This window comes from Scandinavium lactucae (assembly GCF_033843265.1).
Lineage (GTDB): Bacteria > Pseudomonadota > Gammaproteobacteria > Enterobacterales > Enterobacteriaceae > Scandinavium > Scandinavium lactucae.
The window spans coordinates 305,067-330,780 of record NZ_JAWXRD010000001.1; the positions used below are offsets into that span (position 1 = coordinate 305,067).

The window sequence follows — 25,714 nt, forward strand, 5'->3', positions numbered from 1 at the left end:
ATGCGCCGGATATTATCAGTCTTACTGGAGAATGAGTCGGGTGCGTTATCGCGCGTGATTGGGCTTTTCTCCCAGCGTGGCTACAACATTGAAAGTCTGACCGTGGCCCCGACGGACGATCCGACACTTTCACGCATGACTATTCAGACCGTTGGCGATGAAAAGGTGATCGAGCAGATCGAAAAGCAGTTGCACAAACTGGTCGACGTATTGCGCGTCAGCGAGCTGGGGCAGGGCGCGCACGTTGAGCGTGAGATAATGCTGGTGAAAGTCCAGGCCAGCGGCTACGGACGCGAAGAGGTGAAGCGCAATACCGAGATTTTCCGCGGGCAAATCATCGACGTGACCCCGTCTATTTACACCGTGCAGCTGGCCGGGACCAGCGACAAACTCGATGCGTTTCTTGCTTCGCTGCGTGATGTGGCGCGCATTGTCGAAGTGGCGCGATCTGGCGTGGTTGGCCTGTCGCGTGGCGACAAAATCATGCGATAAGTCTGGGTTTCATCTGAAAACCATAGCCCGACGCCAGACGCCGGGCTTTTTTTTGCGAAATCAGCGGTAAGTGTCAACAAAAGCGGTTGCCGCTGTCCGCATTCTGCGCTTAGATGTTATGGAATTTATTCCATGATTTAACAATGGTTATGGATTGTACATTTTACGCAAGGGGCAATTGTGAAACTGGATGAAATCGCCAGGCTGGCGGGTGTGTCACGCACTACGGCGAGCTATGTGATCAATGGAAAAGCGAAACAGTATCGCGTCAGCGATAAAACTGTCGAAAAGGTCATGGCCGTTGTACGTGAGCATAACTATCATCCGAACGCTGTCGCCGCCGGTTTACGTGCGGGCCGTACGCGCTCGATTGGCCTGGTTATTCCCGATCTCGAAAACACCAGTTACACCCGGATTGCCAATTACCTCGAACGTCAGGCACGTCAGCGTGGTTATCAGTTGCTGATTGCCTGCTCTGAAGATCAGCCTGATAACGAAATGCGCTGCATTGAGCATCTGCTCCAGCGCCAGGTGGATGCGATTATTGTATCGACCTCGCTGCCGCCTGAGCATCCATTTTATCAGCGCTGGGCCAACGATCCGTTCCCAATCGTCGCGCTGGACCGGGCCCTCGATCGTGAACATTTCACCAGCGTTGTCGGGGCCGATCAGGAAGATGCCGAGGCTCTGGCGGCTGAACTGCGCAAATTCCCGGCAGACACGGTGCTCTATCTTGGCGCGTTACCCGAACTCTCGGTGAGTTTTCTGCGCGAACAGGGTTTCCGCTCTGCATGGAAAGATGACCCGCGCGAAGTGAATTTCCTGTATGCCAACAGCTACGAGCGTGAAGCTGCCGGGCAGCTGTTTGAGAAGTGGCTGGAAACGCATCCGATGCCGCAGGCGCTGTTCACCACCTCGTTTGCTCTGCTGCAAGGCGTCATGGACGTAACGCTGAGGCGCGAAGGGAAGCTGCCTTCCGAACTGGCTATCGCCACGTTTGGCGATCACGAACTGCTCGATTTCCTCCAGTGCCCGGTGTTGGCCGTCGCTCAGCGTCACCGCGATGTGGCTGAACGGGTGCTGGAAATCGTCCTCGCCAGCCTCGATGAACCGCGGAAACCGAAACCGGGCCTGAGCCGAATTCGACGTAATCTGTATCGTCGTGGCAGTCTCAGCCGACGTTAAGTGTAAAAGCGGAAAGGCAACGCTCGAAAATTGCCTTTCCGAATATCCCTCCTGAAAAAGATGAAAATTCTTATTCGGACAATTCCTTAAAGCGCCTTCTTTCACTATTTACCGTTCCGCTAAAAAGGCTCTGAGGTAATTAATTTAGGTTAATGAAAAGTAAAGAACGGTTTCGTTTGTATTGTTTTGTTACATCCTTGTCGCGTTTTGCAGAATTAACAGTCACTTCATTCATGCTCTCCACATTTCCTCACGCTTAAGGGCTTCGGGCGGGTAGAAACAGTTCCCACAAGGGCTATCAACGCGGATAAGAATGTCCTAAAATGCCGCGCACGTCGCAAACTGACACTTTATATTTTCACCTTTGTGAAATTGGGTTGTTCAAAATCGTTACGAACCTGTTGGTTTTTTTCTTGCCACTATTCATGACGTTATTTTGCCTCGTTCGCTGGACAGAAATTAATCAGGGCGAATATTGGTGCTTATTATTGAGTTTTCGGACTCGTATAGCACCAGTGCTGGCTTGACAAGCTTTTCCTCCGCTCCGTAAACTCCTTCAGGTGGGGATTTGTGGGTGAAAGTGGAGAAAAGGGGTGAGGCTGGCATGTTCCGTGGAGCTACGTTAGTCAATCTCGACAGCAAAGGGCGCTTGGCCGTCCCAACCCGATACCGGGATTTGCTGATTGAGAACGCTACTGGTCAATTGGTTTGCACCATTGACATCCATCACCCATGCCTGCTGCTTTACCCGCTGCCCGAATGGGAAATCATCGAGCAAAAATTATCGCGACTGTCGAGCATGAATCCCGCAGAGCGCCGCGTACAGCGTCTGTTACTGGGACATGCCAGCGAATGTCAAATGGACAACGCCGGTCGTTTGCTGATTACGCCGGTTTTACGGCAACACGCCGGACTGACCAAAGAAGTGATGCTGGTCGGACAGTTCAACAAGTTTGAACTGTGGGATGAAACGACCTGGTATCAACGGGTCAAGGAAGATATCGACGCTGAGCAGTCCGCCTTCGGAGAGTTGTCGGAGCGGTTGCAGGACTTGTCATTATAAAATGATGGAAAATTTTAAACATACAACGGTACTGCTGGACGAGGCTGTAAACGGCCTGAACATTCGCCCTGACGGTACCTACATTGACGGCACTTTTGGTCGTGGTGGCCACTCACGCCTGATCCTTTCGCAACTGGGTGCGCAAGGGCAGCTGATCGCTATCGACCGCGATCCAGAAGCTATCGCCGTGGCCAACGCCATTGATGACTCCCGCTTTTCCATCGTGCATGGACCTTTTTCTGCGCTGGCTGACTACGTGGCAGAGCGCAATCTGATTGGCAAGATCGACGGTATTCTGCTCGATCTTGGTGTCTCTTCACCACAGCTTGATGATGCTGAACGTGGCTTCTCCTTCATGCGTGACGGACCGCTGGATATGCGTATGGACCCCACGCGCGGTCAGTCTGCCGCGCAGTGGCTGCTCAATGCAGAAGAAGCTGATATCGCCTGGGTGATTAAAACCTTCGGCGAAGAGCGGTTCGGCAAGCGCATTGCGCGCGCCATCGTTGAGCGCAACCGCATTGAGCCGATGACCCGCACCAAAGAACTGGCGGAAGTCATCGCGGCGGCCATGCCGGTGAAAGACAAATTCAAACATCCTGCGACCCGTACTTTCCAGGCGGTGCGCATCTGGGTGAACAGTGAACTTGAGGAGATAGAGCAGGCGCTAAAAAGCTCGCTCGACGTGCTGGCCCCGGGTGGGCGGCTCTCCATCATCAGTTTCCACTCGCTGGAAGACCGTATTGTGAAACGCTTCATGCGTGAGCAAAGCCGCGGTCCGCAGGTTCCGGCGGGAATTCCGATGACTGAAGAGCAACTCAGGAAACTGGGTGGCCGTCATCTGCGAGCACTAGGCAAGTTGATGCCGGGCGAACAAGAAGTGGCAGAGAATCCACGCGCTCGTAGTTCAGTGCTGCGTATTGCAGAGAGGACGAACGCATGATCAGCAGAGTGTCAGAAGCCCTAAGCAAAGTAAAAGGGTCGTTAGGAAGCAACGAGCGCCATGCCTTGCCTGGCGTGATCGGCGACGATCTTTTGCGGTTTGGGAAGCTGCCACTCTGCCTGTTCATTTGCATTATTTTGTCGGCAATAACGGTAGTGACCACGGCGCACCATACGCGTCTGTTAACCGCCCAACGTGAACAACTGGTTCTGGAACGCGATGCGCTCGATATTGAGTGGCGTAACCTGATCCTCGAAGAGAATGCCCTCGGCGACCATAGCCGGGTTGAGCGGATCGCGACGGAGAAGCTGCAAATGCAGCATGTCGATCCTTCCCAGGAAAACATCGTTGTACAGAAATAAGGATTATCACGACGCATGAAAGCAGCGGCAAAGACGCTTAAACCAAAACGTCCGGAAGTACAGGCCAACTTTATCAGTTGGCGTTTTGCGTTGCTTTGCGGTTGCATTTTGCTGGCGATGGCTTTCCTGCTGGGCCGCGTGGCCTGGCTACAGATTATTAACCCCGACATGCTGGTGCGTCAGGGGGACATGCGTTCCCTGCGTGTGCAGGAAGTGACGACCTCGCGCGGGATGATTACCGACCGTTCCGGTCGTCCGCTGGCTGTCAGTGTGCCGGTGAAGGCTATCTGGGCCGATCCGAAAGAACTGCATGATGCAGGCGGGGTCAGCATCGACAACCGCTGGAAAGCCTTAGCTGATGCCCTGAACATGCCCCTCGATCAGCTGGCGTCGCGTATCAATTCCAATCCGCGGATGCGCTTTATCTATCTGGCACGTCAGGTCAATCCCGATATGGCCGACTACATCAAAAAGCTCAAGCTGCCGGGGATTCATCTGCGGGAAGAGTCCCGCCGTTACTATCCTTCAGGGGAAGTGACCGCTCATCTTATCGGTTTCACCAACGTTGACAGCCAGGGGATCGAAGGCGTTGAAAAGAGCTTTGATAAATGGCTCACCGGTCAGCCGGGCGAACGTATCGTGCGTAAAGACCGCTACGGTCGCGTCATAGAAGATATCTCATCAACCGACAGCCAGGCCGCACATAACCTGGCGTTGAGCATTGACGAACGCCTGCAGGCGCTGGTTTACCGTGAACTGAATAACGCCGTGGCGTTTAACAAAGCGGAATCCGGTAGCGCCGTGCTGGTGGATGTCAGCACTGGAGAAGTGTTGGCGATGGCTAACAGCCCCTCCTACAACCCGAACAACCTGACCGGTACGCAGAAAGACATTATGCGTAACCGCACCATTACGGACGTGTTCGAACCGGGTTCCACCGTTAAGCCCATGGTGGTGATGACTGCGCTACAACGCGGGATCGTCAATGAAAGCACCGTGCTGAACACCATTCCATATCGAATTAACGGCCACGAAATCAAAGACGTGGCGCGCTACAGCGAATTGACCCTGACCGGGGTATTACAGAAGTCGAGTAACGTCGGTGTCTCCAAGCTGGCGTTAGCGATGCCGTCCTCAGCGTTAGTAGATACTTACTCTCGTTTTGGGCTGGGAAAGGCGACCAATTTGGGGTTGGTCGGAGAACGCAGTGGCTTATATCCTCAAAAACAACGGTGGTCTGACATAGAGAGGGCCACCTTCTCTTTCGGCTATGGGCTAATGGTAACGCCGTTACAGTTAGCGCGAGTCTACGCCACGATTGGCAGCTACGGGATGTATCGCCCGCTGTCGATCACCAAAGTTGATCCTCCGGTTCCCGGTGAGCGTATCTTCCCGGAACCTATCGTTCGTACCGTGGTGCACATGATGGAAAGCGTGGCGCTGCCCGGCGGAGGCGGCGTAAAAGCGGCCATCAAAGGTTATCGCATCGCCATTAAAACCGGTACGGCGAAAAAAGTGGGTCCAGACGGTAAGTACATCAACAAATACATTGCTTACACCGCGGGCGTTGCGCCAGCCAGCCAGCCGCGTTTCGCGCTGGTGGTGGTTATTAACGATCCGCAGGCAGGTAAATATTACGGCGGTGCCGTTTCCGCGCCGGTGTTCGGTGCCATCATGGGCGGCGTTCTGCGCACCATGAACATCGAACCGGATGCGCTGGCGACGGGCGATAAAAGTGAATTTGTGACGAATCAAGGCGAGGGAACAGGTGGCAGATCGTAATTTGCGCGACCTTCTTGCTCCGTGGGTGCCAGGCGCACCGGAGCGGGCACTGCGAGAGATGACACTCGACAGCCGTGTGGCGGCATCGGGAGACCTCTTCGTGGCTGTTTTAGGTCATCAGGCGGACGGGCGTCGGTATATCCCGCAGGCGATAGCGCAAGGTGTAGCTGCCATTATTGCGGAAGCAAAAGATGAAGCCGCTGATGGCGAAATCCGCGAAATGCACGGCGTGCCGGTCATTTATCTCAGCCAGCTTAATGAACGTTTGTCCGCGCTGGCCGGGCGTTTCTATCACCAGCCTTCTGAACAACTGAGCCTGGTCGGCGTGACCGGAACCAACGGCAAAACCACCACCACCCAGCTTCTGGCGCAATGGGCACAGCGGCTCGGCGAGACCAGCGCGGTGATGGGCACCGTAGGCAATGGCCTGCTGGGCAAAGTCGTTCCAACGGAAAATACCACCGGTTCTGCGATTGACGTGCAGCACGTGCTGTCCGGTCTGGCAGAGCAGGGCGCGTCGTTTGCGGCAATGGAAGTCTCTTCACACGGGCTGGTACAGCATCGCGTGGCGGCGCTGAAATTTGTTGCCTCGGTGTTCACCAATCTCAGCCGCGATCATCTCGACTATCACGGCGACATGGAACACTACGAAGCGGCGAAATGGATGCTCTATTCCACCCACCATTTCGGTCAGGCGATTATCAATGCCGATGACGAAGTGGGCCGACGCTGGCTGGCAAAACTGCCGGATGCGGTGGCGGTGTCGATGGAAGACCACATCAATCCAAACTGCCATGGTCGCTGGTTGAAAGCGACGGCGGTGCGTTACCACGACAGCGGGGCGACGATTGCGTTTGACTCCAGCTGGGGCCAGGGCGAAATCGAAAGCCGTTTAATGGGCGCATTTAACGTCAGCAATCTGTTGCTGGCGTTGGCTACCCTGCTGGCGCTGGGCTATTCGCTGGCGGATCTACTGAAAACCGCGGCGCGTTTACAGCCGGTTTGCGGACGCATGGAAGTGTTCACCGCGCCAGGTAAACCCACGGTGGTCGTGGATTATGCGCACACCCCAGACGCGCTGGAAAAAGCGCTGGAAGCCGCTCGTCTGCACTGCACCGGCAAGCTGTGGTGCGTGTTTGGCTGCGGGGGCGACCGTGACAAAGGCAAACGTCCGTTGATGGGCGCGATTGCCGAACAGTTCGCCGATATTGCCGTGGTCACTGATGACAATCCGCGCACCGAAGAGCCGCGCGCCATCATTGACGATATTCTTGCCGGCATGCTTGACGCAGGCCATGCGAAAGTGATGGAAGGCCGCGCGGAAGCGGTGACCGCCACCATCATGCAGGCCAAAGAGAACGACGTCGTGTTGTTGGCCGGTAAAGGCCACGAAGATTATCAAATCGTTGGCAATCGTCGCCTCGACTATTCCGACCGCATCACCGCGGCGCGTCTGCTGGGAGTTGTCGCATGATTAGCCTGACGCTGAGTCGCATCGCAGACATTCTTAACGGCGAACTGCTGGGGCAAGACGCCACCGTTGATGATGTGACGACGGATACCCGTAAAGTGACGCTGGGCTGCCTGTTTGTGGCCCTGAAAGGGGAGCGTTTCGACGCCCACGATTTCGCCGGGCAGGCCCAAGCTGCTGGCGCGGGTGCGCTGCTGGTAAGCCGCAAACTCGACTGCGATTTACCGCAGGTGGTGGTGAAAGACACCCGTCTGGCGTTTGGCGAACTCGCAGCCTGGGTTCGCCAACAGGTGCCGACCCGCGTGGTGGCGCTAACCGGTTCCTCTGGCAAGACCTCTGTCAAAGAGATGGCGGCTTCTATTCTCAGCCAGTGCGGCAACACGCTGTACACCGCCGGGAATCTGAATAATGACATCGGCGTACCGATGACCCTGCTGCGTCTGACCAAAGACCATCAGTACGCGGTGATTGAATTGGGCGCGAACCATCAGGGCGAAATCGCCTGGACCGTCAGCCTGACGCGTCCGGAAGCGGCCCTGGTGAACAATCTGGCCGCCGCCCATCTGGAAGGGTTTGGCTCGCTGGCCGGCGTGGCGAAAGCCAAAGGTGAGATTTTCACCGGACTGCCGCTCGACGGTATTGCCATCCTCAACGCCGACAATAACGATTGGCTGAACTGGCAGAATGTCATTGGCTCACGCAAAGTGTGGCGCTTCTCGCCCAACGCGGCGAACAGCGACTTCACAGCTAATAACATTCACGTTACCAGCCATGGCACAGAATTTACGCTACAGACGCCAGTCGGCAGCGTTGACGTACTGCTGCCGTTGCCGGGCCGTCACAATATCGCCAATGCGCTGGCTGCGGCCGCGCTGACCATGGCGGTCGGTGCCGATTTAGATGCAGTGAAAGCGGGGCTTGCCACGCTGAAAGCCGTGCCTGGTCGCCTGTTCCCGATCCAATTGGCTGAAAATCAGCTGCTGCTGGATGACTCCTATAACGCCAACGTCGGTTCAATGACCGCCGCCGCGCAAGTGTTGTCTGAAATGCCAGGCTACCGCGTGTTGGTAGTGGGCGATATGGCCGAACTCGGCGCAGAAAGCGAGGCGTGTCATCGCCAGGTGGGTGAAGCGGCGAAAGCGGCCGGCCTCGACTGCGTGATTAGCGTGGGCTCGCTCAGTAAAACGATAAGTGATGCCAGCGGTGTAGGTGAACATTTTGCCGATAAGCCTGCGGCGATTTCCCGCCTGAAAGCGCTGGTCGCAGAACATCAGATTATTACCCTTTTAGTGAAAGGTTCACGTAGCGCTGCCATGGAAGAGGTGGTTTGCGCTCTACAGGAGAACGGTACATGTTAGTTTGGCTGGCCGAACATTTGGTCAAATATTATTCCGGCTTTAACGTCTTTTCCTATCTGACGTTTCGCGCCATCGTCAGCCTGCTGACTGCGCTGTTCATCTCGTTGTGGATGGGCCCGCGGATGATTGCTCGCCTGCAAAAAATGTCATTTGGCCAGGTCGTGCGTAACGATGGCCCTGAGTCGCATTTCAGTAAGCGCGGAACGCCAACGATGGGCGGGATCATGATCCTGACCGCCATTGTGGTGTCTGTTCTGCTGTGGGCTTATCCGTCTAACCCGTACGTCTGGTGTGTGCTGGTGGTACTGGTCGGTTACGGCATCATCGGTTTTGTCGACGATTACCGTAAAGTAGTGCGCAAAGATACCAAGGGCCTGATTGCTCGCTGGAAGTATTTCTGGATGTCGGTGATTGCGCTCGGGGTGGCCTTCGCGCTGTACATGGCCGGGAAAGACACGCCGGCGACTGAGTTGGTGGTGCCGTTCTTTAAAGACGTGATGCCGCAGCTCGGCATTTTCTACATTCTGCTGGCCTATTTCGTGATTGTCGGTACCGGTAATGCGGTGAACCTCACGGACGGCCTCGACGGTCTGGCTATTATGCCTACGGTGTTTGTGGCGGCGGGCTTTGCGCTGGTGGCGTGGGCGACCGGTAACATGAACTTCGCCAATTATCTTCATATCCCCTACCTGCGTCATGCAGGTGAACTGGTGATTGTCTGCACCGCCATCGTTGGCGCAGGGTTAGGCTTCCTGTGGTTTAACACCTATCCGGCTCAGGTCTTCATGGGCGATGTGGGTTCGCTGGCTCTCGGTGGCGCGCTCGGGATTATCGCCGTGCTGCTGCGTCAGGAATTCCTGCTGGTTATCATGGGCGGTGTGTTTGTGGTGGAAACCCTGTCGGTTATCTTGCAGGTCGGATCGTTCAAGCTGCGCGGTCAGCGTATCTTCCGTATGGCACCTATCCATCACCACTATGAACTGAAAGGCTGGCCAGAGCCGCGCGTTATCGTGCGCTTTTGGATTATCTCGCTGATGCTGGTGCTGATTGGCCTGGCAACGCTGAAGGTACGTTAATGATGGCTGATTACCAGGATAAAAACGTTGTCATCATCGGTCTGGGAATGACCGGGCTGTCCTGCGTCGATTTCTTCCTCGGGCAGGGCGTTACGCCGCGGGTGATGGATACGCGCCAAACGCCACCGGGTCTGGATAAGCTGCCGGAAGAGGTTGAACGTTTTGTCGGTGGCCTGAATGACGAGTGGCTGCTGGCGGCGGATTTAATTGTCGCCAGTCCTGGTATTGCCCTGGCGCACCCTTCGCTTGCCGCCGCCGCGGATGCCGGCGTAGAGATTGTCGGTGATATCGAACTGTTCTGCCGTGAAGCGCAGGCACCCGTCATCGCGATCACCGGGTCAAACGGCAAAAGCACCGTTACCACGCTGGTCGGTGAAATGGCAAAAGCGGCGGGAATTAACGTCGGCGTGGGCGGCAATATCGGGCTGCCTGCATTGATGCTACTGGACGTATCGCGTGAGCTGTACGTGCTCGAACTCTCCAGCTTCCAGCTCGAAACGACGACCAGCCTCGAAGCGGTTGCCGCTACGGTGCTTAACGTGACTGAAGATCACATGGACCGCTATCCGTTTGGCCTGCAACAGTATCGCGCCGCCAAACTACGCGTCTATGAACAGGCCAAAACCTGCGTGGTAAATGCCGATGATGCACTGACCATGCCGGTTCGCGGTGCCGATGAGCGCTGCATCAGCTTTGGCGTCAACATGGGTGACTATCACCTCAACCGTCAGCAGGGCGAAACCTGGCTGCGGGTCAAGGGCGAGAAAGTCCTGAACGTGCGTGAGATGAAGCTGACGGGTCAGCATAACTACAGCAATGCGCTGGCGGCGCTGGCGCTGGCGGATGCCGCTGGTGTTCCGCGTGCCAGCAGTCTGAAAGCGTTGACCACCTTTGGTGGCCTGGCGCACCGTTTCCAGCTGGCGCTGGAACATAACGGAGTGCGCTGGATTAACGATTCGAAAGCCACCAACGTCGGGAGCACCGAAGCGGCGCTGAACGGTCTGCACGTCGATGGCACGCTGCATCTGCTGCTGGGGGGTGACGGAAAATCGGCTGACTTCACGCCGCTGAAAACCTGGCTCAAAGGCGACAACGTGCGCCTGTGGTGCTTTGGCCGTGATGGCGATGCTCTTGCGGCGCTGCGTCCTGACGTGGCGACCCGAACGGAAACGATGGAAGAAGCGATGCGTCTGATTGCGCCACAATTGCAACAGGGAGACATGGTGCTGCTTTCACCGGCGTGCGCCAGCCTGGATCAGTTTAAGAATTTTGAACAGCGCGGGGATGTGTTTACCCGTCTGGCGAAGGAGCTTGGTTAATGCGTTTATCTCTCCCTCGCCTGAGAATGCCTCATATGCCGGGATCTGGCGTCCTGGTGTGGTTGTTTGCGGCATTAAAAGGTTGGGTGATGGGCTCCCGGCAGAAAGATACCGACAGCCTGGTCATGTACGATCGCACCCTGCTGTGGCTCACGCTCGGCCTGGCGGCAATCGGTTTTATCATGGTGACCTCGGCGTCAATGCCGGTGGGGCAGCGTCTGGCGAACGATCCGTTCCTGTTCGCCAAGCGTGACGGGCTGTACATCATTCTGGCGTTCTGCTTAGGCCTGGTGACGCTACGTTTACCGATGGCGTTCTGGCAGCGGCACAGCACCGCGATGCTGATTATGTCTATCGTGATGCTGCTGATTGTACTTGTCGTGGGGAGCTCGGTTAACGGTGCATCGCGCTGGATTGCCTTCGGCCCACTGCGTATTCAGCCGGCGGAATTTACCAAGCTGTCGCTGTTCTGTTACATCGCTAACTACCTGGTGCGTAAGGGTGATGAAGTCCGAAATAACCTGCGCGGCTTCTTAAAACCGATGGGCGTGATATTCGTGCTGGCGATTTTACTGCTGGCGCAGCCTGACCTCGGGACGGTGGTAGTGCTGTTTGTCACCACTCTGGCGATGCTGTTCCTCGCCGGGGCCAAGCTTTGGCAGTTCATTGCCATTATCGGCATGGGGATTTCAGCTGTCGTGCTGCTGATCCTCGCCGAACCGTACCGTATCCGCCGCGTGACCTCCTTCTGGAACCCGTGGGAAGACCCGTTCGGCAGCGGCTACCAGCTGACCCAATCACTGATGGCGTTTGGTCGCGGTGAAATGTGGGGGCAGGGCCTCGGCAACTCGGTACAGAAACTGGAGTATTTGCCGGAAGCGCACACTGACTTCATCTTCGCCATCATCGGTGAGGAGTTGGGCTATATCGGTGTGGTACTCGCCCTTTTAATGGTATTCTTCGTCGCTTTCCGCGCCATGTCCATTGGCCGCAAGGCGCTGGAGATGGACCAGCGTTTCGCGGGTTTCCTGGCCTGTTCGATTGGCGTGTGGTTCAGTTTCCAGGCGTTGGTTAACGTCGGTGCGGCAGCCGGTATGCTGCCGACCAAAGGTCTGACGCTGCCGCTCATCAGTTACGGTGGTTCCAGTCTGATAATTATGTCGACAGCGATCATGTTCCTGTTACGTATTGATTATGAAACGCGTCTGGAAAAAGCGCAGGCGTTTACACGGGGTGTTCGATGAGTGGTCAGGCTAAGCGGTTGATGGTGATGGCGGGTGGTACCGGCGGACACGTGTTCCCCGGGCTGGCCGTTGCACACCATCTGATGGATCAGGGCTGGCAGGTTCGCTGGCTCGGTACCGCCGATCGTATGGAAGCGGACTTAGTACCGAAGCATGGGATCGACATTGATTTTATTCAGATCTCCGGGCTGCGTGGAAAAGGCCTCAAGGCCATGCTTTTTGCGCCGATACGTATCTTCAACGCGTGGCGTCAGGCGCGCGCGATTATGCAGCGTTTTCAGCCAGATGTGGTGCTGGGAATGGGCGGGTATGTCTCGGGCCCTGGTGGGCTGGCGGCATGGTCACTGGGTATTCCAGTGGTGCTGCATGAGCAAAACGGCATTGCCGGGCTGACCAATAAATGGCTGGCGAAAATTGCAACCACCGTGATGCAGGCCTTCCCGGGCGCGTTCCCGAAAGCCGAAGTGGTCGGTAATCCGGTGCGTACCGACGTGTTGGCTCTGCCGTTACCGGAACAGCGTCTGAGTGGTCGTGAAGGTGAAATTCGAGTGCTGGTGGTTGGCGGCTCTCAGGGGGCACGTGTCCTGAACCAGACAATGCCGCAGGTGGCAGCGATTCTGGGCGACAACGTAACCATTTGGCATCAGAGTGGCAAAGGTGGGCAACAGACCGTCGAGCAAGCGTATACCGCAGTCGGTCAGTCGCAGCACAAGGTCACTGAGTTCATCGACGATATGGCTGCCGCTTACGCGTGGGCGGATGTGGTGGTCTGCCGCTCGGGCGCACTGACGGTGAGCGAAATTGCCGCCGCCGGGCTGCCCGCGATTTTTGTGCCGTTCCAGCACAAAGACCGTCAGCAGTACTGGAATGCGCTACCGCTGGAAAAAGCCGGTGCCGCGAAGATTTTTGAGCAGCCGCAGTTTAATGCGGATGCCGTTGCCAGCACGCTTGCGAGCTGGGACAGAAAGACATTGCTGGAGATGGCCGGGCGCGCACGTGCCGCCGCCATTCCAGATGCTACCGAGCGGGTAGCAAAAGAAGTGAGCCTGGCCGCAAAGGCTTAATCATCGCAGCGCCTTTTTGCGCTGCACGAATTTTTAAGTAGTCGATGGCGTTTAGAGAATGAATACACAACAACTGGCAAAACTGCGTTCCATTGTGCCCGAGATGCGTCGCGTCCGGCACATTCACTTTGTTGGCATCGGTGGTGCTGGCATGGGCGGTATTGCCGAAGTGTTGGCTAACGAAGGGTATCAGATTAGCGGTTCGGATCTTGCTCCGAACCCGGTGACTCAGCAGCTGACGGCGCTGGGTGCCACGATTTATTTCAACCATCGCCCGGAAAACGTGCGCGATGCGAGCGTCGTCGTCGTTTCCAGCGCGATTTCTGCTGACAACCCGGAAATTGTTGCTGCTCACGAAGCGCGTATCCCGGTTATCCGCCGCGCGGAAATGCTGGCCGAACTGATGCGTTTTCGTCACGGCATCGCCGTTGCCGGTACGCACGGCAAAACGACCACCACTGCGATGGTGTCGAGTATTTATGCTGAAGCGGGTCTGGATCCGACCTTCGTTAACGGTGGGCTGGTGAAAGCAGCGGGTGTTCATGCGCGTCTGGGCCATAGTCGTTACCTGATCGCGGAAGCGGATGAAAGCGATGCGTCGTTCCTGCATTTGCAGCCGATGGTGGCGATTGTGACCAATATCGAAGCCGATCATATGGATACCTACCAGGGTGACTTCGAAAACTTAAAGCAGACGTTCATTAATTTCCTGCACAATCTGCCGTTTTATGGCCGCGCAGTGATGTGCGTAGATGACCCGGTGATTCGTGAGCTGCTGCCACGCGTGGGCCGTCAGATTACGACCTACGGCTTCAGCGATGACGCTGACGTACGCGTTGAAGACTACAAACAGATTGGCGCGCAGGGCCACTTCACGCTGATTCGCCTCGATAACGCGCCGCTGAAAGTGACGCTGAACGCGCCGGGCCGTCATAACGCCCTGAATGCCGCAGCCTCCGTGGCGGTTGCGACCGAAGAAGGCATTGATGACGACGCCATTCTGCGTGCGCTGGAAAGCTTCCAGGGCACTGGCCGTCGTTTTGATTTCCTCGGCGAATTCCCGCTGGAAGACGTTAACGGCAAAAGTGGCAGTGCTATGTTGGTCGATGATTATGGTCATCACCCGACGGAAGTGGATGCGACTATAAAAGCGGCACGCGCGGGTTGGCCGGACAAAAATTTGGTCATGCTGTTCCAGCCGCACCGTTACACCCGTACGCGCGATCTGTATGACGATTTTGCCAATGTGCTGACCGAAGTGGATGCGCTGCTGATGCTGGAAGTCTATCCGGCGGGTGAAGCGCCTATTCCAGGCGCGGACAGCCGGTCGCTGTGCCGTACCATTCGTGGCCGCGGAAAAGTGGATCCCATCCTGGTGTCCGATCCGGCTAAAGTCGCTGAAATGCTGGCCCCGGTGCTGACCGGGAATGATCTGATTTTGATTCAGGGCGCGGGAAATATTGGCAAAATCGCGCGTAACTTAGCTGAAATCAAACTCAAGCCGCAAACTCAGGAGGAAGAGCGCCATGGCTGATAAAATCGCGGTCCTCCTCGGCGGCACCTCCGCAGAGCGTGAAGTCTCCCTCAACTCCGGTGCCGCCGTGGTTGCAGGTCTGCGTGAAGCAGGTATAGATGCTCACGGCGTCGACCCGCGTGATAGCGATATTACGCAGTTGAAAAATGACGGTTTTAAGAAAGCGTTTATTGCCCTGCACGGTCGCGGCGGGGAAGATGGCACGCTTCAGGGATTGCTTGAGCTTATTGGCCTGCCTTACACCGGCAGCGGCGTCATGGCTTCCGCGCTTTCCATGGATAAACTGCGCAGCAAATTGCTGTGGCAGGGCGCGGGCTTACCCGTTGCGCCATGGGTGGCATTGACCCGCACCGAGTTTGCGCAAGGCCTGTCTCAGGACCAGCTGCAGCGCATTTCCACCCTCGGTTTACCGCTGATTGTTAAGCCGAGCCGTGAAGGGTCGAGCGTCGGAATGTCCAAAGTGACCGAATCTGGTGCACTGCTCGATGCCTTAATCTTGGCTTTTCAGCACGATGAAGAAGTTCTAATCGAAAAATGGTTAAGCGGGCCAGAATTTACCGTCGCGGTACTCGGTGAAGAAATTTTACCGTCAGTTCGCATCCAACCGGCCGGAGTCTTCTATGATTATGAGGCGAAGTATCTCTCTGACGAGACGCAGTATTTCTGCCCTGGTTGTGAAGATTCGGCTCGTGAACAAGAAATGCAGTCCCTGGTACTCAAAGCATGGAATATTCTTGGCTGTTACGGCTGGGGGCGAATTGATGTAATGCAGGATAGCGATGGTCAGTTATATCTGCTGGAGGCCAATACGTCTCCGGGGATGACCAGCCACAGCCTGGTGCCAATGGCGGCGCGTCAGGCGGGCATGAGCTTCTCGCATTTGGTGGTACGAATTCTGGACCTGGCGGGTTGATATGTCGCAGGCAGCACTGAACACACGGAATCGTGAAGAAGAGGACGAACTCGCGTCTTCACGCAGAAATAATGGAACGCGTCTTGCAGGGATTGTGTTCCTGCTCGCGGTATTATTCACCGTGTTGATGAGCGGCTGGATGGTACTGAACTGGATGGAAGATGCGCAGCGTCTTCCCTTATCCAAACTGGTAGTGACCGGTGAACGGCACTACACGCGTAACGATGATATTCGCCAGGCTATTCTGGCGCTCGGTCCGCCGGGCACCTTTATGACCCAGGACGTGAATATCATTCAGAGTCAGATTGAACGCCTGCCATGGATCAAACAGGCAAGCGTTCGAAAGCAGTGGCCGGACGAATTGAAGATTCATCTGGTTGAATATGTGCCGATTGCACGTTGGAATGATCAGCATATGGTGGATACTGACGGCAACGCCTTTAGCGTGCCGACCGATCGCACCAGCAAGCAGAATTTGCCCATGTTGTATGGCCCGGAAGGTAGCGAGAACGAAGTGCTGCAAGGCTATCGCGATATGGGGCAGATGCTGGCGAAAGAGAAGTTTACGTTGAAAGTGGCGGCGATGACCGCACGCCGTTCCTGGCAGCTGACGTTGAATAATGACATCAAGCTGGATCTGGGGCGCGGCGATACGGTGAAACGGCTTGAGCGCTTTTTAGAACTCTATCCTGTTCTTCAGCAGCAGGCGCAGACCGATGGCAAACGGATTAGCTACGTTGATTTGCGTTATGACTCAGGCGCGGCAGTCGGTTGGCAACCCGCGCCCGTAGAGGATACACATCAACAACAAAATCAGGCACAGGCAGAGCAACAATGATCAAAGCGACGGACAGAAAACTGGTAGTAGGACTGGAAATTGGTACCGCGAAGGTAGCCGCTTTGGTAGGGGAAGTTCTGCCCGACGGAATGGTGAATATCATTGGCGTGGGCAGTTGCCCATCCCGGGGTATGGACAAAGGCGGCGTTAACGACCTGGAATCCGTGGTGAAATGCGTACAGCGCGCCATTGACCAGGCGGAGCTGATGGCTGATTGCCAGATTTCTTCAGTGTATCTGGCGCTTTCAGGCAAACATATTAGCTGTCAGAATGAAATCGGGATGGTGCCGATTTCTGAAGAAGAAGTGACTCAGGAAGACGTTGAAAACGTGGTGCATACGGCGAAGTCAGTGCGTGTGCGCGATGAACACCGCGTTCTGCACGTGATTCCGCAGGAGTATGCCATCGACTACCAGGAAGGGATTAAAAACCCGGTTGGCCTGTCTGGCGTACGTATGCAGGCCAAAGTGCATCTGATCACCTGCCACAACGATATGGCGAAAAACATTGTTAAAGCCGTAGAGCGTTGTGGTCTGAAAGTGGATCAATTGATTTTCGCGGGCCTGGCATCGAGTTATTCCGTCCTGACGGAAGATGAACGTGAGCTGGGCGTCTGCGTGGTCGACGTCGGCGGTGGTACAATGGATATCGCCGTGTATACCGGCGGCGCGCTGCGTCATACCAAAGTCATCCCGTATGCCGGGAACGTGGTGACCAGCGATATCGCGTATGCCTTCGGGACACCGCCAAGCGATGCCGAAGCGATTAAAGTTCGCCATGGCTGTGCGCTAGGCTCTATCGTCGGTAAAGACGAAAGCGTGGAAGTCCCGAGCGTCGGGGGGCGTCCACCGCGTAGCCTGCAGCGTCAGACGCTGGCAGAGGTTATCGAGCCGCGTTATACCGAGCTGCTCAACCTGGTGAACGAAGAGATTTTGCAATTGCAGGAACAGCTGCGCCAACAAGGTGTCAAACACCACTTGGCCGCAGGGATTGTTCTGACCGGTGGTGCGGCGCAAATTGAAGGCCTGGCGGCCTGCGCCCAACGCGTGTTCCATACGCAGGTGCGCATCGGCGCACCGCTGAACATCACCGGACTGACGGATTATGCCCAGGAGCCTTACTATTCAACGGCTGTGGGCCTGCTTCACTACGGAAAAGAGTCACATCTGAGTGGTGAGACGGAAGTGGAAAAACGTGTCGCAGTGAGTTCGTGGATTAAGCGAATCAACACCTGGCTGCGAAAAGAGTTTTAATTTTTTAAGAGAGCGTCGAAAATTAGCGCTCTCAGGCGACAGGCACAAAACGGAGAGAAACTATGTTTGAACCTATGGAACTGACCAACGACGCGGTGATTAAAGTCATCGGCGTCGGTGGTGGCGGTGGCAACGCCGTCGAACACATGGTGCGCGAGCGCATCGAAGGTGTTGAATTCTTCGCAGTGAACACTGACGCTCAGGCGTTACGTAAAACGGCTGTCGGCCAGACTATCCAGATCGGTAATGGGATTACCAAAGGTCTGGGTGCTGGCGCAAACCCGGAAGTCGGTCGTAATGCGGCAGACGAAGACCGTGAAGCCCTGCGTGCAGCCCTTGAAGGCGCTGACATGGTGTTCATCGCAGCAGGTATGGGTGGCGGTACTGGTACCGGTGCAGCACCTGTTGTGGCTGAAGTAGCCAAAGATTTAGGTATTCTGACCGTTGCTGTCGTGACCAAGCCTTTCAACTTTGAAGGCAAGAAGCGTATGGCATTTGCGGAGCAGGGTATCGCCGAGCTGTCCAAACATGTGGACTCTCTGATTACGATCCCTAACGACAAACTGCTGAAAGTTCTGGGCCGTGGCATCTCTCTGCTCGACGCTTTCGGTGCAGCGAATGACGTGCTGAAAGGCGCAGTTCAGGGTATCGCCGAACTGATTACCCGTCCGGGTCTGATGAACGTCGACTTTGCTGACGTGCGCACCGTGATGTCCGAAATGGGCTACGCGATGATGGGCTCAGGCCTGGCAAGCGGTGAAGACCGTGCGGAAGAAGCGGCTGAAATGGCTATCTCTTCTCCACTGCTGGAAGATATCGACCTGTCCGGCGCACGCGGTGTTCTGGTCAACATCACCGCTGGTTTCGACCTGCGCCTGGATGAGTTCGAAACCGTGGGTAACACCATCCGTGCATTTGCATCGGATAATGCGACCGTGGTTATCGGTACTTCTCTGGATCCGGATATGAACGACGAGCTGCGTGTGACCGTCGTGGCTACCGGTATCGGTATGGACAAGCGTCCTGAAATTACCCTGGTGACCAACAAGCAACAGCAGCAGCCAGTCATGGATCGCTACCAGCAGCACGGCATGGCTCCGCTGTCGCAGGAGCAGAAACCGGCCGCTAAAGTGGTTAACGACAATACGCCGCAAACCGCTAAAGAACCGGATTATTTGGATATCCCTGCATTCCTGCGCAAGCAAGCTGATTAAGAATTAGCTGGAATTTGGGAATCTGCGCTCTTTGTGCTAAACTGGCCTGCCGAATGTATAGTACACTTCGGTTGGATAGGTAATTTGGCGAGATTATACGATGATCAAACAAAGGACTCTTAAACGTATCGTTCAGTCGACTGGCGTCGGTTTACATACCGGCAAAAAGGTCACACTGACGTTACGCCCTGCGCCGGCAAATACCGGGGTCATCTATCGTCGCACCGACTTGAATCCACCGGTTGATTTTCCGGCAGATGCCAAATCTGTGCGTGATACCATGCTCTGTACTTGCCTTGTCAACGAGCATGACGTGCGGATTTCAACGGTAGAGCACCTGAACGCCGCCCTGGCCGGGCTGGGTATCGACAACATCATTGTTGAAGTCGATGCACCAGAAATCCCGATCATGGACGGTAGCGCTGCCCCGTTCGTTTATCTGCTGCTCGACGCAGGCATTGATGAACTGAACTGTGCGAAGAAATTTGTACGCATTAAAGACACAGTTCGTGTAGAAGACGGCGACAAGTGGGCTGAATTCAAGCCGTTCAATGGTTTCTCGTTGGATTTCACCATCGACTTTAACCATCCGGCGATTGATGGCAGCAACCAGCGTTATGCTATGAACTTCTCCGCGGATGCGTTCATGCGTCAGATTAGCCGAGCGCGTACTTTTGGTTTCATGCGTGATATCGAATATCTGCAGTCCCGCGGCCTGTGCCTGGGCGGCAGCTTCGATTGTGCCATCGTTGTTGACGATTATCGCGTACTGAACGAAGACGGCCTGCGCTTTGAAGATGAATTTGTGCGCCACAAAATGCTGGATGCGATCGGTGACCTCTTTATGTGTGGTCACAATATCATCGGTGCATTCACCGCGTACAAATCCGGTCACGCCCTGAACAATAAACTGCTGCAAGCGGTCCTGGCAAAACAGGAAGCTTGGGAGTTTGTGACCTTCGAAGACGAAGCTGAACTGCCACTGGCATTCAAAGCACCGTCAATGGTTCTGGCATAAGCCTGACCATTCTGTAAATTCGACTGGCAACCTGGTTCTCTCCGTCCAGGGAACCAGTCGTTTTTTCTTTTTAGCACTCCCAAAACGCCTCCTGTGACACCCGTTGTCATTTTCACGCCTTATATATGTGCGATTGCTGCTTTGGTGAGCACTTTTCCGCGAGGTTAACCGTCATTCCTGCTGCTGGCGCGAGCCATTAATGGTACTATCATGACGCTAAATTTTTTGATGGGTTGCCTGGCAATCAAGGTGAAAAGGTAAGTGAACGGTATACTGACGCGTTGGCGACAGTTTGGCAGACGATACTTCTGGCCGCATCTCCTGTTGGGGATGGTCGCGGCAGGGTTCGGCTTGCCTGCGATTGCTACAGCCTCTGAATCTGTTCCACCGACCAAAACCGCCAGCAGCCATAACCCCGCAACGAAGGTTAACTTCACCCATCTGGCATTGCTCGATGGCAACCGTCGGCCTGCGTTTACCGTCGATTACTGGCATCAACACGCCATTCGCACGGTTATTCGTCACCTGTCCTTCGCGATGGCACCCCAGGCGCTGCCGGTCGCAGAAGCGTCCGCGCCGCTTGAAGTTCATCATCTTGCTCTGCTGGATACGCTCAGCGCCCTGCTGATGCGTGAGAGCCAGCCGCCCGCGATCGTTCGCTCGGTGGCATGGCATGCAGAGCCTGCGGCACATCCTGCCTTTTCAGTCAGTACCTGGGTAAGCCAGGTGCACGGTATTCGTGCCGGACCTCAACGCCTTAGCTGATAAAAAACAAAACTTCACCTAATGACTAAGACTCCGCATGGCGGGGCGATTGAGATTTTAATTATGCTTAATTTATTAACCAAAGTTTTCGGTAGCCGTAACGACCGTACACTGCGTCGTATGCGCAAAACCGTCACTCAAATCAATGCCATGGAACCGGAGATGGAAAAACTCTCCGATGACGAACTCAAAGCGAAAACTAACGAGTTCCGTGCGCGTCTGGAAAAAGGCGCTACTGTAGAAAGCCTGATCCCGGAAGCGTTTGCAGTGGTACGTGAAGCCAGTAAGCGCGTGTTTGGTATGCGTCACTTCGACGTGCAGCTGCTCGGCGGTATGGTTCTGAACGACCGCTGCATCGCAGAAATGCGTACCGGTGAAGGTAAAACCCTGACCGCAACGCTGCCAGCGTACGTTAACGCCCTGTCCGGTAAAGGCGTTCATGTGGTTACCGTCAACGACTATTTGGCACAGCGTGACGCCGAAAACAACCGTCCGCTATTCGAGTTCCTCGGCATGAGCGTGGCCGTGAACATGTCCGGTATGCCAGCGCCCGCTAAACGTGAAGCCTACGCCGCGGACATCACCTACGGCACCAACAACGAATACGGCTTTGACTACCTGCGCGACAATATGGCGTTCAGCCCGGAAGAGCGTGTTCAGCGTAAACTGCACTATGCGTTGGTCGATGAGGTGGATTCCATCCTTATTGATGAAGCCCGTACGCCGCTTATTATCTCTGGTCCGGCTGAAGACAGTTCCGAGATGTATAAGCAGGTTAACAAAATTATCCCGCATCTGATCCGCCAGGAAAAAGAAGACTCCGACACCTTCCAGGGTGAAGGTCACTTCTCCGTGGATGAGAAAGCCCGCCAGGTGAATATCACCGAACGTGGTCTGGTGCTGGTAGAAGAATTGCTGGTGCGTGAAGGCATTATGGAAGAGGGTGAGTCCCTGTACTCTCCGACCAACATCATGCTGATGCATCACGTCACCGCCGCCTTGCGCGCTCACGTTCTGTTTACCCGCGATGTGGACTACATCGTTAAAGATGGCGAAGTTATCATCGTCGATGAACACACCGGCCGTACCATGCAGGGACGTCGCTGGTCTGATGGTCTGCATCAGGCGGTGGAAGCCAAAGAAGGCGTCGACATCCAGAACGAAAACCAGACGCTGGCTTCTATTACCTTCCAGAACTACTTCCGTCTGTACGAGAAACTGGCCGGTATGACCGGTACAGCGGACACCGAAGCATTCGAGTTCAGCTCCATCTACAAACTGGATACCGTGGTGGTGCCGACCAACCGTCCAATGATCCGTAAGGACATGCCGGACCTGGTCTACATGACCGAAGCCGAAAAAATTCAGGCTATCATCGAAGATATCCGCGATCGTACCGCGAAAGGCCAGCCGGTCTTGGTAGGGACTATCTCAATCGAGAAATCTGAAGTGGTGTCCCACGAGCTGACCAAAGCCGGTATCAAGCACAATGTACTGAACGCCAAGTTCCACGCCAGTGAAGCGGATATTGTTGCTCAGGCGGGTTACCCGTCTACCGTTACCATCGCTACCAACATGGCGGGTCGTGGTACTGACATCATGCTGGGCGGCAGCTGGCAGGCAGAAGTCGCGCAGCTTGAAAACCCGACCGAAGAACAAATCGCGAAGATCAAAGCTGACTGGCAGGTTCGTCACGACGCCGTTCTGGCGGCAGGCGGCCTGCATATCGTCGGTACAGAGCGTCACGAATCTCGCCGTATCGATAACCAGCTGCGTGGTCGTTCTGGTCGTCAGGGTGATGCCGGTTCTTCCCGCTTCTACCTGTCGATGGAAGATGCGCTGATGCGTATTTTTGCCTCCGATCGTGTTTCCGGCATGATGCGTAAACTGGGTATGAAACCGGGCGAAGCGATTGAGCACCCGTGGGTGACCAAAGCTATCGCCAACGCGCAGCGTAAGGTGGAAAGCCGTAACTTCGATATTCGTAAGCAGCTGCTGGAATATGATGATGTGGCCAACGATCAGCGTCGCGCGATCTACTCCCAGCGTAACGAGTTGCTGGACGTGTCCGACGTGAGCGAAACGATCACCAGCATCCGTGAAGACGTGTTCAAAGCGACTATCGATGCACACATTCCGCCGCAGTCACTGGAAGAAATGTGGGATATCGAAGGCCTGCAAGAGCGCCTGAAAAACGATTTTGACCTCGACCTGCCAATCAAAGAGTGGCTGGACAAAGAGCCAGAACTGCACGAAGAAACGCTGCGTGAGCGTATTCTGCAGAGCGGTATCGAGGTTTATCAGCGTAAAGAAGAAGTGGTGGGCACCGAAATGATGCGCCACTTCGAGAAAGGCGTGATGCTGCAAACGCTGGATTCCCTGTGGAAAGAACACCTGGCCGCGATGGACTACCTGCGCCAGGGCATCCATCTGCGTGGCTATGCGCAGAAAGATCCTAAACAGGAATATAAGCGTGAATCGTTCTCCATGTTTGCCGCGATGCTGGAATCACTGAAATATGAAGTGATCAGCACCCTGTGCAAAGTTCAGGTACGTATGCCTGAAGAAGTCGAGGCCATGGAAGAGCAGCGCCGCGAAGAAGCTGAACGTCTGGCACAGATGCAGCAGCTGAGCCACGCTGACGACGACACCGCCGCCGCAGAATCGTTGGCCGCCGAAACCGGCGATCGCAAAGTGGGCCGCAACGATCCATGCCCATGCGGTTCCGGTAAAAAATATAAGCAGTGCCACGGGCGTATCAGCTAAGCTCTGAGAGACACGAAGAACTGCGAAAACAAAGGCGCTGGTGACAGCGCCTTTTTTATGGAAAGAAGACAATGAAAATACTGCAAATCTCGACCGGTATCCTGCGTAACGCGGCAGGGGAAATCTTTATTACCCAGCGAGCTGCTGATGCACACATGGCTAACATGTGGGAGTTTCCGGGGGGAAAAATCGAAGAAGGCGAAAGTCCGGAGTTAGCGCTGGCGCGTGAACTATACGAAGAAGTGGGGATCCTGCCGGAATCAGCACTGCTGTTTGATAAGCTGGAATACCAGTTCCCGGATCGTCACATCACACTGTGGTTCTGGTTGGTAGACAGCTGGCAGGGCGAGCCGTGGGGCAAAGAAGGGCAACCGGGACGCTGGGTTGCACAGAAAGATTTGTTGGCAGACGAGTTTCCGCCTGCCAACGCACCAGTGATTGCGAAACTGATCGAGCAGGCTTAAGGCAGCTGTTCTTCGCTCCAGTCATCGCTTTCTGACAAATCGCCAGAGCTTGGGATCCGCTTCTCTTCAGCGGCCCACTCGCCTAAGTCAATGAGCTGGCAGCGTTTGCAGCAGAAGGGGCGGAACGGACTCTGTTCGCCCCAGACCAGGCTTTTGCCGCAAGTCGGGCAGTTTACGGTAATGATGTCACTCATAGTGTCTCCTTAGCAGCAGGCCAGTTCGAAATCCAGACGTTCTGGCACGGTGCCATTTTCGCTGTCGAGTGGCAGGAAGCGAATGGCGAAGCGGCTCTTGTGGCCGGAGATTTGCGGATAAAGCTGTTCGGCGAGCACCAGTTGAAGGCGCAGTAAATCAGCATCTTCGCCGTTATCCTGGAAGAAACCATTCAGGCTGGTGTGCTTGCGGAACTGTGCCGAGTTACGGATAAGGTCGAGGATCAGATCCAGGGCCTGATTTAGCGGGGCCAGACTTTCCAGCCAGTGCGTGACCAGCGCATCGCGCTTCGCCTGTGGAGCATGGAGCCACATGTGCAGCGTCGGTAAATCGAAGCTGCAGCAGCCACCAGGAATACTCAGACGCTGGCGAACCAGACCAATCAGCTTATCTTCCCGCAGCACCTGACCCACACGCGGAGCGCTCATCAGAATGCTACTGCTGTTTTTCAGCTGTTGGCGTAACGCTTCAATGCGATCTTTGTCGACACCAGGCACTTCATCCCACTGCTTCAATTTACGCTGCTGGCGTTCCAGCTCTTTCAATAAATCTGTACGAACTTCACCGCGTTCGAACACATCCAGTAAGTCCCCGATATTTCTAAAAAAATGCAATGCGCTGGCGTGATCGCGAACGGGCAGATTGCAATTCAACTGCTGAACAAGAAACTCGATGCGCAGCCAGGTGCGCATTTTCTCATTCAGGGGATGTTCAAAGAGGATGTGGGTGTGCATTACGATTTTTCCTGTGAATCGGCCTGATGCGCCAGCTTCAGATAGCGGGCATGCAGGCGGGCTACATCCAATGCAATGGCATCTGGTGCGCCGTTGTTATCAATGACGTCATCCGCCACGGCAAGACGCTGTTCGCGCGTGACCTGGGCGGCTAGGATCTGTTTCGCATGGTGTTCTGACACAGTGTCTCGCTGAATGGTTCGCGTGAGCTGTGTTTCTTCAGAAACATCCACGACCAGCACGCGATCGGCTTTATGCCAGAGTTTATTCTCCACCAGCAGCGGAACCACCCACAGTACATAAGGCGAAGTCGCCAGCTGCATTTGTCGCTGTGTTTCCTGCTGAATCAGAGGATGGAGAAGAGCATTAAGCCAGGATTTTTCTGCGGCATCGGTAAAGATGTGCTCTCGTAACTGACGGCGATTAAGACTGCCATCAGGCAGGCACATTTCTGCACCAAAGCGACTGACGATAGCTTGTAGTGCCGGGGTTCCGGGTTCAACAACCTGACGGGCGATGATATCGGCATCAATAACGTTAACTCCCAGGTCTGCAAAGGCATTTGCGACGGTCGTTTTCCCGCTGCCGATGCCACCTGTTAACGCCACTGTATACACCATACCACCCTGTCCTGTGAAGAATT

Annotated in this window: 24 protein-coding genes; 21 read left to right on the plus strand and 3 right to left on the minus strand. The window is 55.3% G+C overall.

The annotated features are described in order from the left end of the window. The 21 genes from ilvN (at window position 1) to mutT (ending at window position 24,124) form a co-directional block, all read left to right on the plus strand. Window positions 1-492, plus strand: a complete 492-nt coding sequence (ilvN, locus tag SIK69_RS01405) for an acetolactate synthase small subunit (protein WP_097162857.1) — start codon at window positions 1-3, stop codon at window positions 490-492. A 180-nt stretch (window positions 493-672) separates the two neighbouring features. Next, a complete protein-coding gene (cra, locus tag SIK69_RS01410) occupies window positions 673-1,677 on the plus strand; it encodes a catabolite repressor/activator (protein ID WP_319628191.1) in 1,005 nt (334 codons plus the stop codon). A 604-nt stretch (window positions 1,678-2,281) separates the two neighbouring features. Continuing rightward, entirely contained in the window at window positions 2,282-2,740 is a 459-nt protein-coding gene (gene mraZ / locus SIK69_RS01415; RefSeq protein WP_319628190.1) for a division/cell wall cluster transcriptional repressor MraZ, read from the plus strand. A 1-nt stretch (window position 2,741) separates the two neighbouring features. After that, entirely contained in the window at window positions 2,742-3,683 is a 942-nt protein-coding gene (gene rsmH, locus SIK69_RS01420; RefSeq protein ID WP_319628189.1) for a 16S rRNA (cytosine(1402)-N(4))-methyltransferase RsmH, read from the plus strand. Beyond that, on the plus strand, window positions 3,680-4,045 hold the full coding sequence (gene ftsL, locus SIK69_RS01425; RefSeq protein WP_110510760.1) for a cell division protein FtsL: 366 nt from the start codon (window positions 3,680-3,682) through the stop codon (window positions 4,043-4,045). Before rsmH ends, ftsL begins: the two co-directional genes overlap by 4 nt. A 15-nt stretch (window positions 4,046-4,060) precedes the next feature. Then, window positions 4,061-5,827 (plus strand): peptidoglycan DD-transpeptidase PBP3, encoded by a 1,767-nt coding sequence (gene ftsI, locus SIK69_RS01430; RefSeq protein ID WP_319628188.1) that lies wholly within the window; start codon window positions 4,061-4,063, stop codon window positions 5,825-5,827. Beyond that, window positions 5,814-7,301, plus strand: coding sequence for a UDP-N-acetylmuramoyl-L-alanyl-D-glutamate--2,6-diaminopimelate ligase (murE, locus tag SIK69_RS01435; RefSeq protein ID WP_319628187.1), 1,488 nt, complete (start codon window positions 5,814-5,816; stop codon window positions 7,299-7,301). The genes ftsI and murE overlap by 14 nt, the downstream gene beginning before the upstream one ends. Next, complete coding sequence (gene murF, locus SIK69_RS01440; RefSeq protein ID WP_319785232.1) at window positions 7,298-8,656, plus strand: UDP-N-acetylmuramoyl-tripeptide--D-alanyl-D-alanine ligase; 1,359 nt, start codon at window positions 7,298-7,300, stop codon at window positions 8,654-8,656. Before murE ends, murF begins: the two co-directional genes overlap by 4 nt. Further along, window positions 8,650-9,732 (plus strand): phospho-N-acetylmuramoyl-pentapeptide-transferase, encoded by a 1,083-nt coding sequence (gene mraY / locus SIK69_RS01445; protein ID WP_319628185.1) that lies wholly within the window; start codon window positions 8,650-8,652, stop codon window positions 9,730-9,732. Before murF ends, mraY begins: the two co-directional genes overlap by 7 nt. A gap of 2 nt (window positions 9,733-9,734) precedes the next feature. Next, window positions 9,735-11,051 carry a UDP-N-acetylmuramoyl-L-alanine--D-glutamate ligase gene (gene murD, locus SIK69_RS01450; protein WP_319785285.1) on the plus strand — a complete coding sequence of 439 codons (1,317 nt, stop codon included), beginning with the start codon at window positions 9,735-9,737 and terminating at the stop codon, window positions 11,049-11,051. After that, window positions 11,051-12,295 (plus strand): cell division protein FtsW, encoded by a 1,245-nt coding sequence (ftsW, locus tag SIK69_RS01455; protein WP_319628184.1) that lies wholly within the window; start codon window positions 11,051-11,053, stop codon window positions 12,293-12,295. The genes murD and ftsW overlap by 1 nt, the downstream gene beginning before the upstream one ends. Further along, complete coding sequence (gene murG, locus SIK69_RS01460) at window positions 12,292-13,359, plus strand: undecaprenyldiphospho-muramoylpentapeptide beta-N-acetylglucosaminyltransferase (RefSeq protein ID WP_319785233.1); 1,068 nt, start codon at window positions 12,292-12,294, stop codon at window positions 13,357-13,359. Before ftsW ends, murG begins: the two co-directional genes overlap by 4 nt. A 58-nt stretch (window positions 13,360-13,417) precedes the next feature. Further along, the gene (gene murC / locus SIK69_RS01465; protein WP_319628182.1) at window positions 13,418-14,893 is read left to right on the plus strand and encodes a UDP-N-acetylmuramate--L-alanine ligase; all 1,476 of its coding nucleotides are present in this window, start codon (window positions 13,418-13,420) and stop codon (window positions 14,891-14,893) included. After that, window positions 14,886-15,806 carry a D-alanine--D-alanine ligase gene (locus tag SIK69_RS01470; RefSeq protein WP_319785234.1) on the plus strand — a complete coding sequence of 307 codons (921 nt, stop codon included), beginning with the start codon at window positions 14,886-14,888 and terminating at the stop codon, window positions 15,804-15,806. Before murC ends, SIK69_RS01470 begins: the two co-directional genes overlap by 8 nt. Window position 15,807: 1 nt before the next feature. After that, the gene (gene ftsQ / locus SIK69_RS01475) at window positions 15,808-16,644 is read left to right on the plus strand and encodes a cell division protein FtsQ (protein ID WP_319628180.1); all 837 of its coding nucleotides are present in this window, start codon (window positions 15,808-15,810) and stop codon (window positions 16,642-16,644) included. Next, window positions 16,641-17,897 (plus strand): cell division protein FtsA, encoded by a 1,257-nt coding sequence (ftsA, locus tag SIK69_RS01480; RefSeq protein WP_319785235.1) that lies wholly within the window; start codon window positions 16,641-16,643, stop codon window positions 17,895-17,897. The genes ftsQ and ftsA overlap by 4 nt, the downstream gene beginning before the upstream one ends. 62 nt (window positions 17,898-17,959) lie before the next feature. Continuing rightward, entirely contained in the window at window positions 17,960-19,111 is a 1,152-nt protein-coding gene (gene ftsZ / locus SIK69_RS01485) for a cell division protein FtsZ (protein WP_319628179.1), read from the plus strand. 100 nt (window positions 19,112-19,211) lie between these two features. Then, window positions 19,212-20,129 carry a UDP-3-O-acyl-N-acetylglucosamine deacetylase gene (lpxC, locus tag SIK69_RS01490; protein ID WP_319628178.1) on the plus strand — a complete coding sequence of 306 codons (918 nt, stop codon included), beginning with the start codon at window positions 19,212-19,214 and terminating at the stop codon, window positions 20,127-20,129. A gap of 261 nt (window positions 20,130-20,390) precedes the next feature. Next, a complete protein-coding gene (secM, locus tag SIK69_RS01495) occupies window positions 20,391-20,894 on the plus strand; it encodes a secA translation cis-regulator SecM (protein WP_319628177.1) in 504 nt (167 codons plus the stop codon). Between the two features lie 60 nt (window positions 20,895-20,954). Further along, window positions 20,955-23,660, plus strand: a complete 2,706-nt coding sequence (gene secA / locus SIK69_RS01500; RefSeq protein WP_319628453.1) for a preprotein translocase subunit SecA — start codon at window positions 20,955-20,957, stop codon at window positions 23,658-23,660. Between the two features lie 71 nt (window positions 23,661-23,731). Next, window positions 23,732-24,124, plus strand: a complete 393-nt coding sequence (gene mutT, locus SIK69_RS01505; protein ID WP_319628176.1) for an 8-oxo-dGTP diphosphatase MutT — start codon at window positions 23,732-23,734, stop codon at window positions 24,122-24,124. Here the strand turns inward: mutT and yacG are convergent. The 3 genes from yacG to coaE are packed head-to-tail and all read right to left on the minus strand — an operon-like array spanning window position 24,121 to window position 25,691. Continuing rightward, a complete protein-coding gene (yacG, locus tag SIK69_RS01510; protein ID WP_319785236.1) occupies window positions 24,121-24,318 on the minus strand; it encodes a DNA gyrase inhibitor YacG in 198 nt (65 codons plus the stop codon). The genes mutT and yacG overlap by 4 nt on opposite strands. A gap of 9 nt (window positions 24,319-24,327) precedes the next feature. Beyond that, window positions 24,328-25,071 (minus strand): cell division protein ZapD, encoded by a 744-nt coding sequence (gene zapD, locus SIK69_RS01515; RefSeq protein WP_319628174.1) that lies wholly within the window; start codon window positions 25,069-25,071, stop codon window positions 24,328-24,330. Beyond that, window positions 25,071-25,691, minus strand: coding sequence for a dephospho-CoA kinase (coaE, locus tag SIK69_RS01520; protein WP_319785237.1), 621 nt, complete (start codon window positions 25,689-25,691; stop codon window positions 25,071-25,073). The genes zapD and coaE overlap by 1 nt, the downstream gene beginning before the upstream one ends. Window positions 25,692-25,714: the final 23 nt, after the last annotated feature.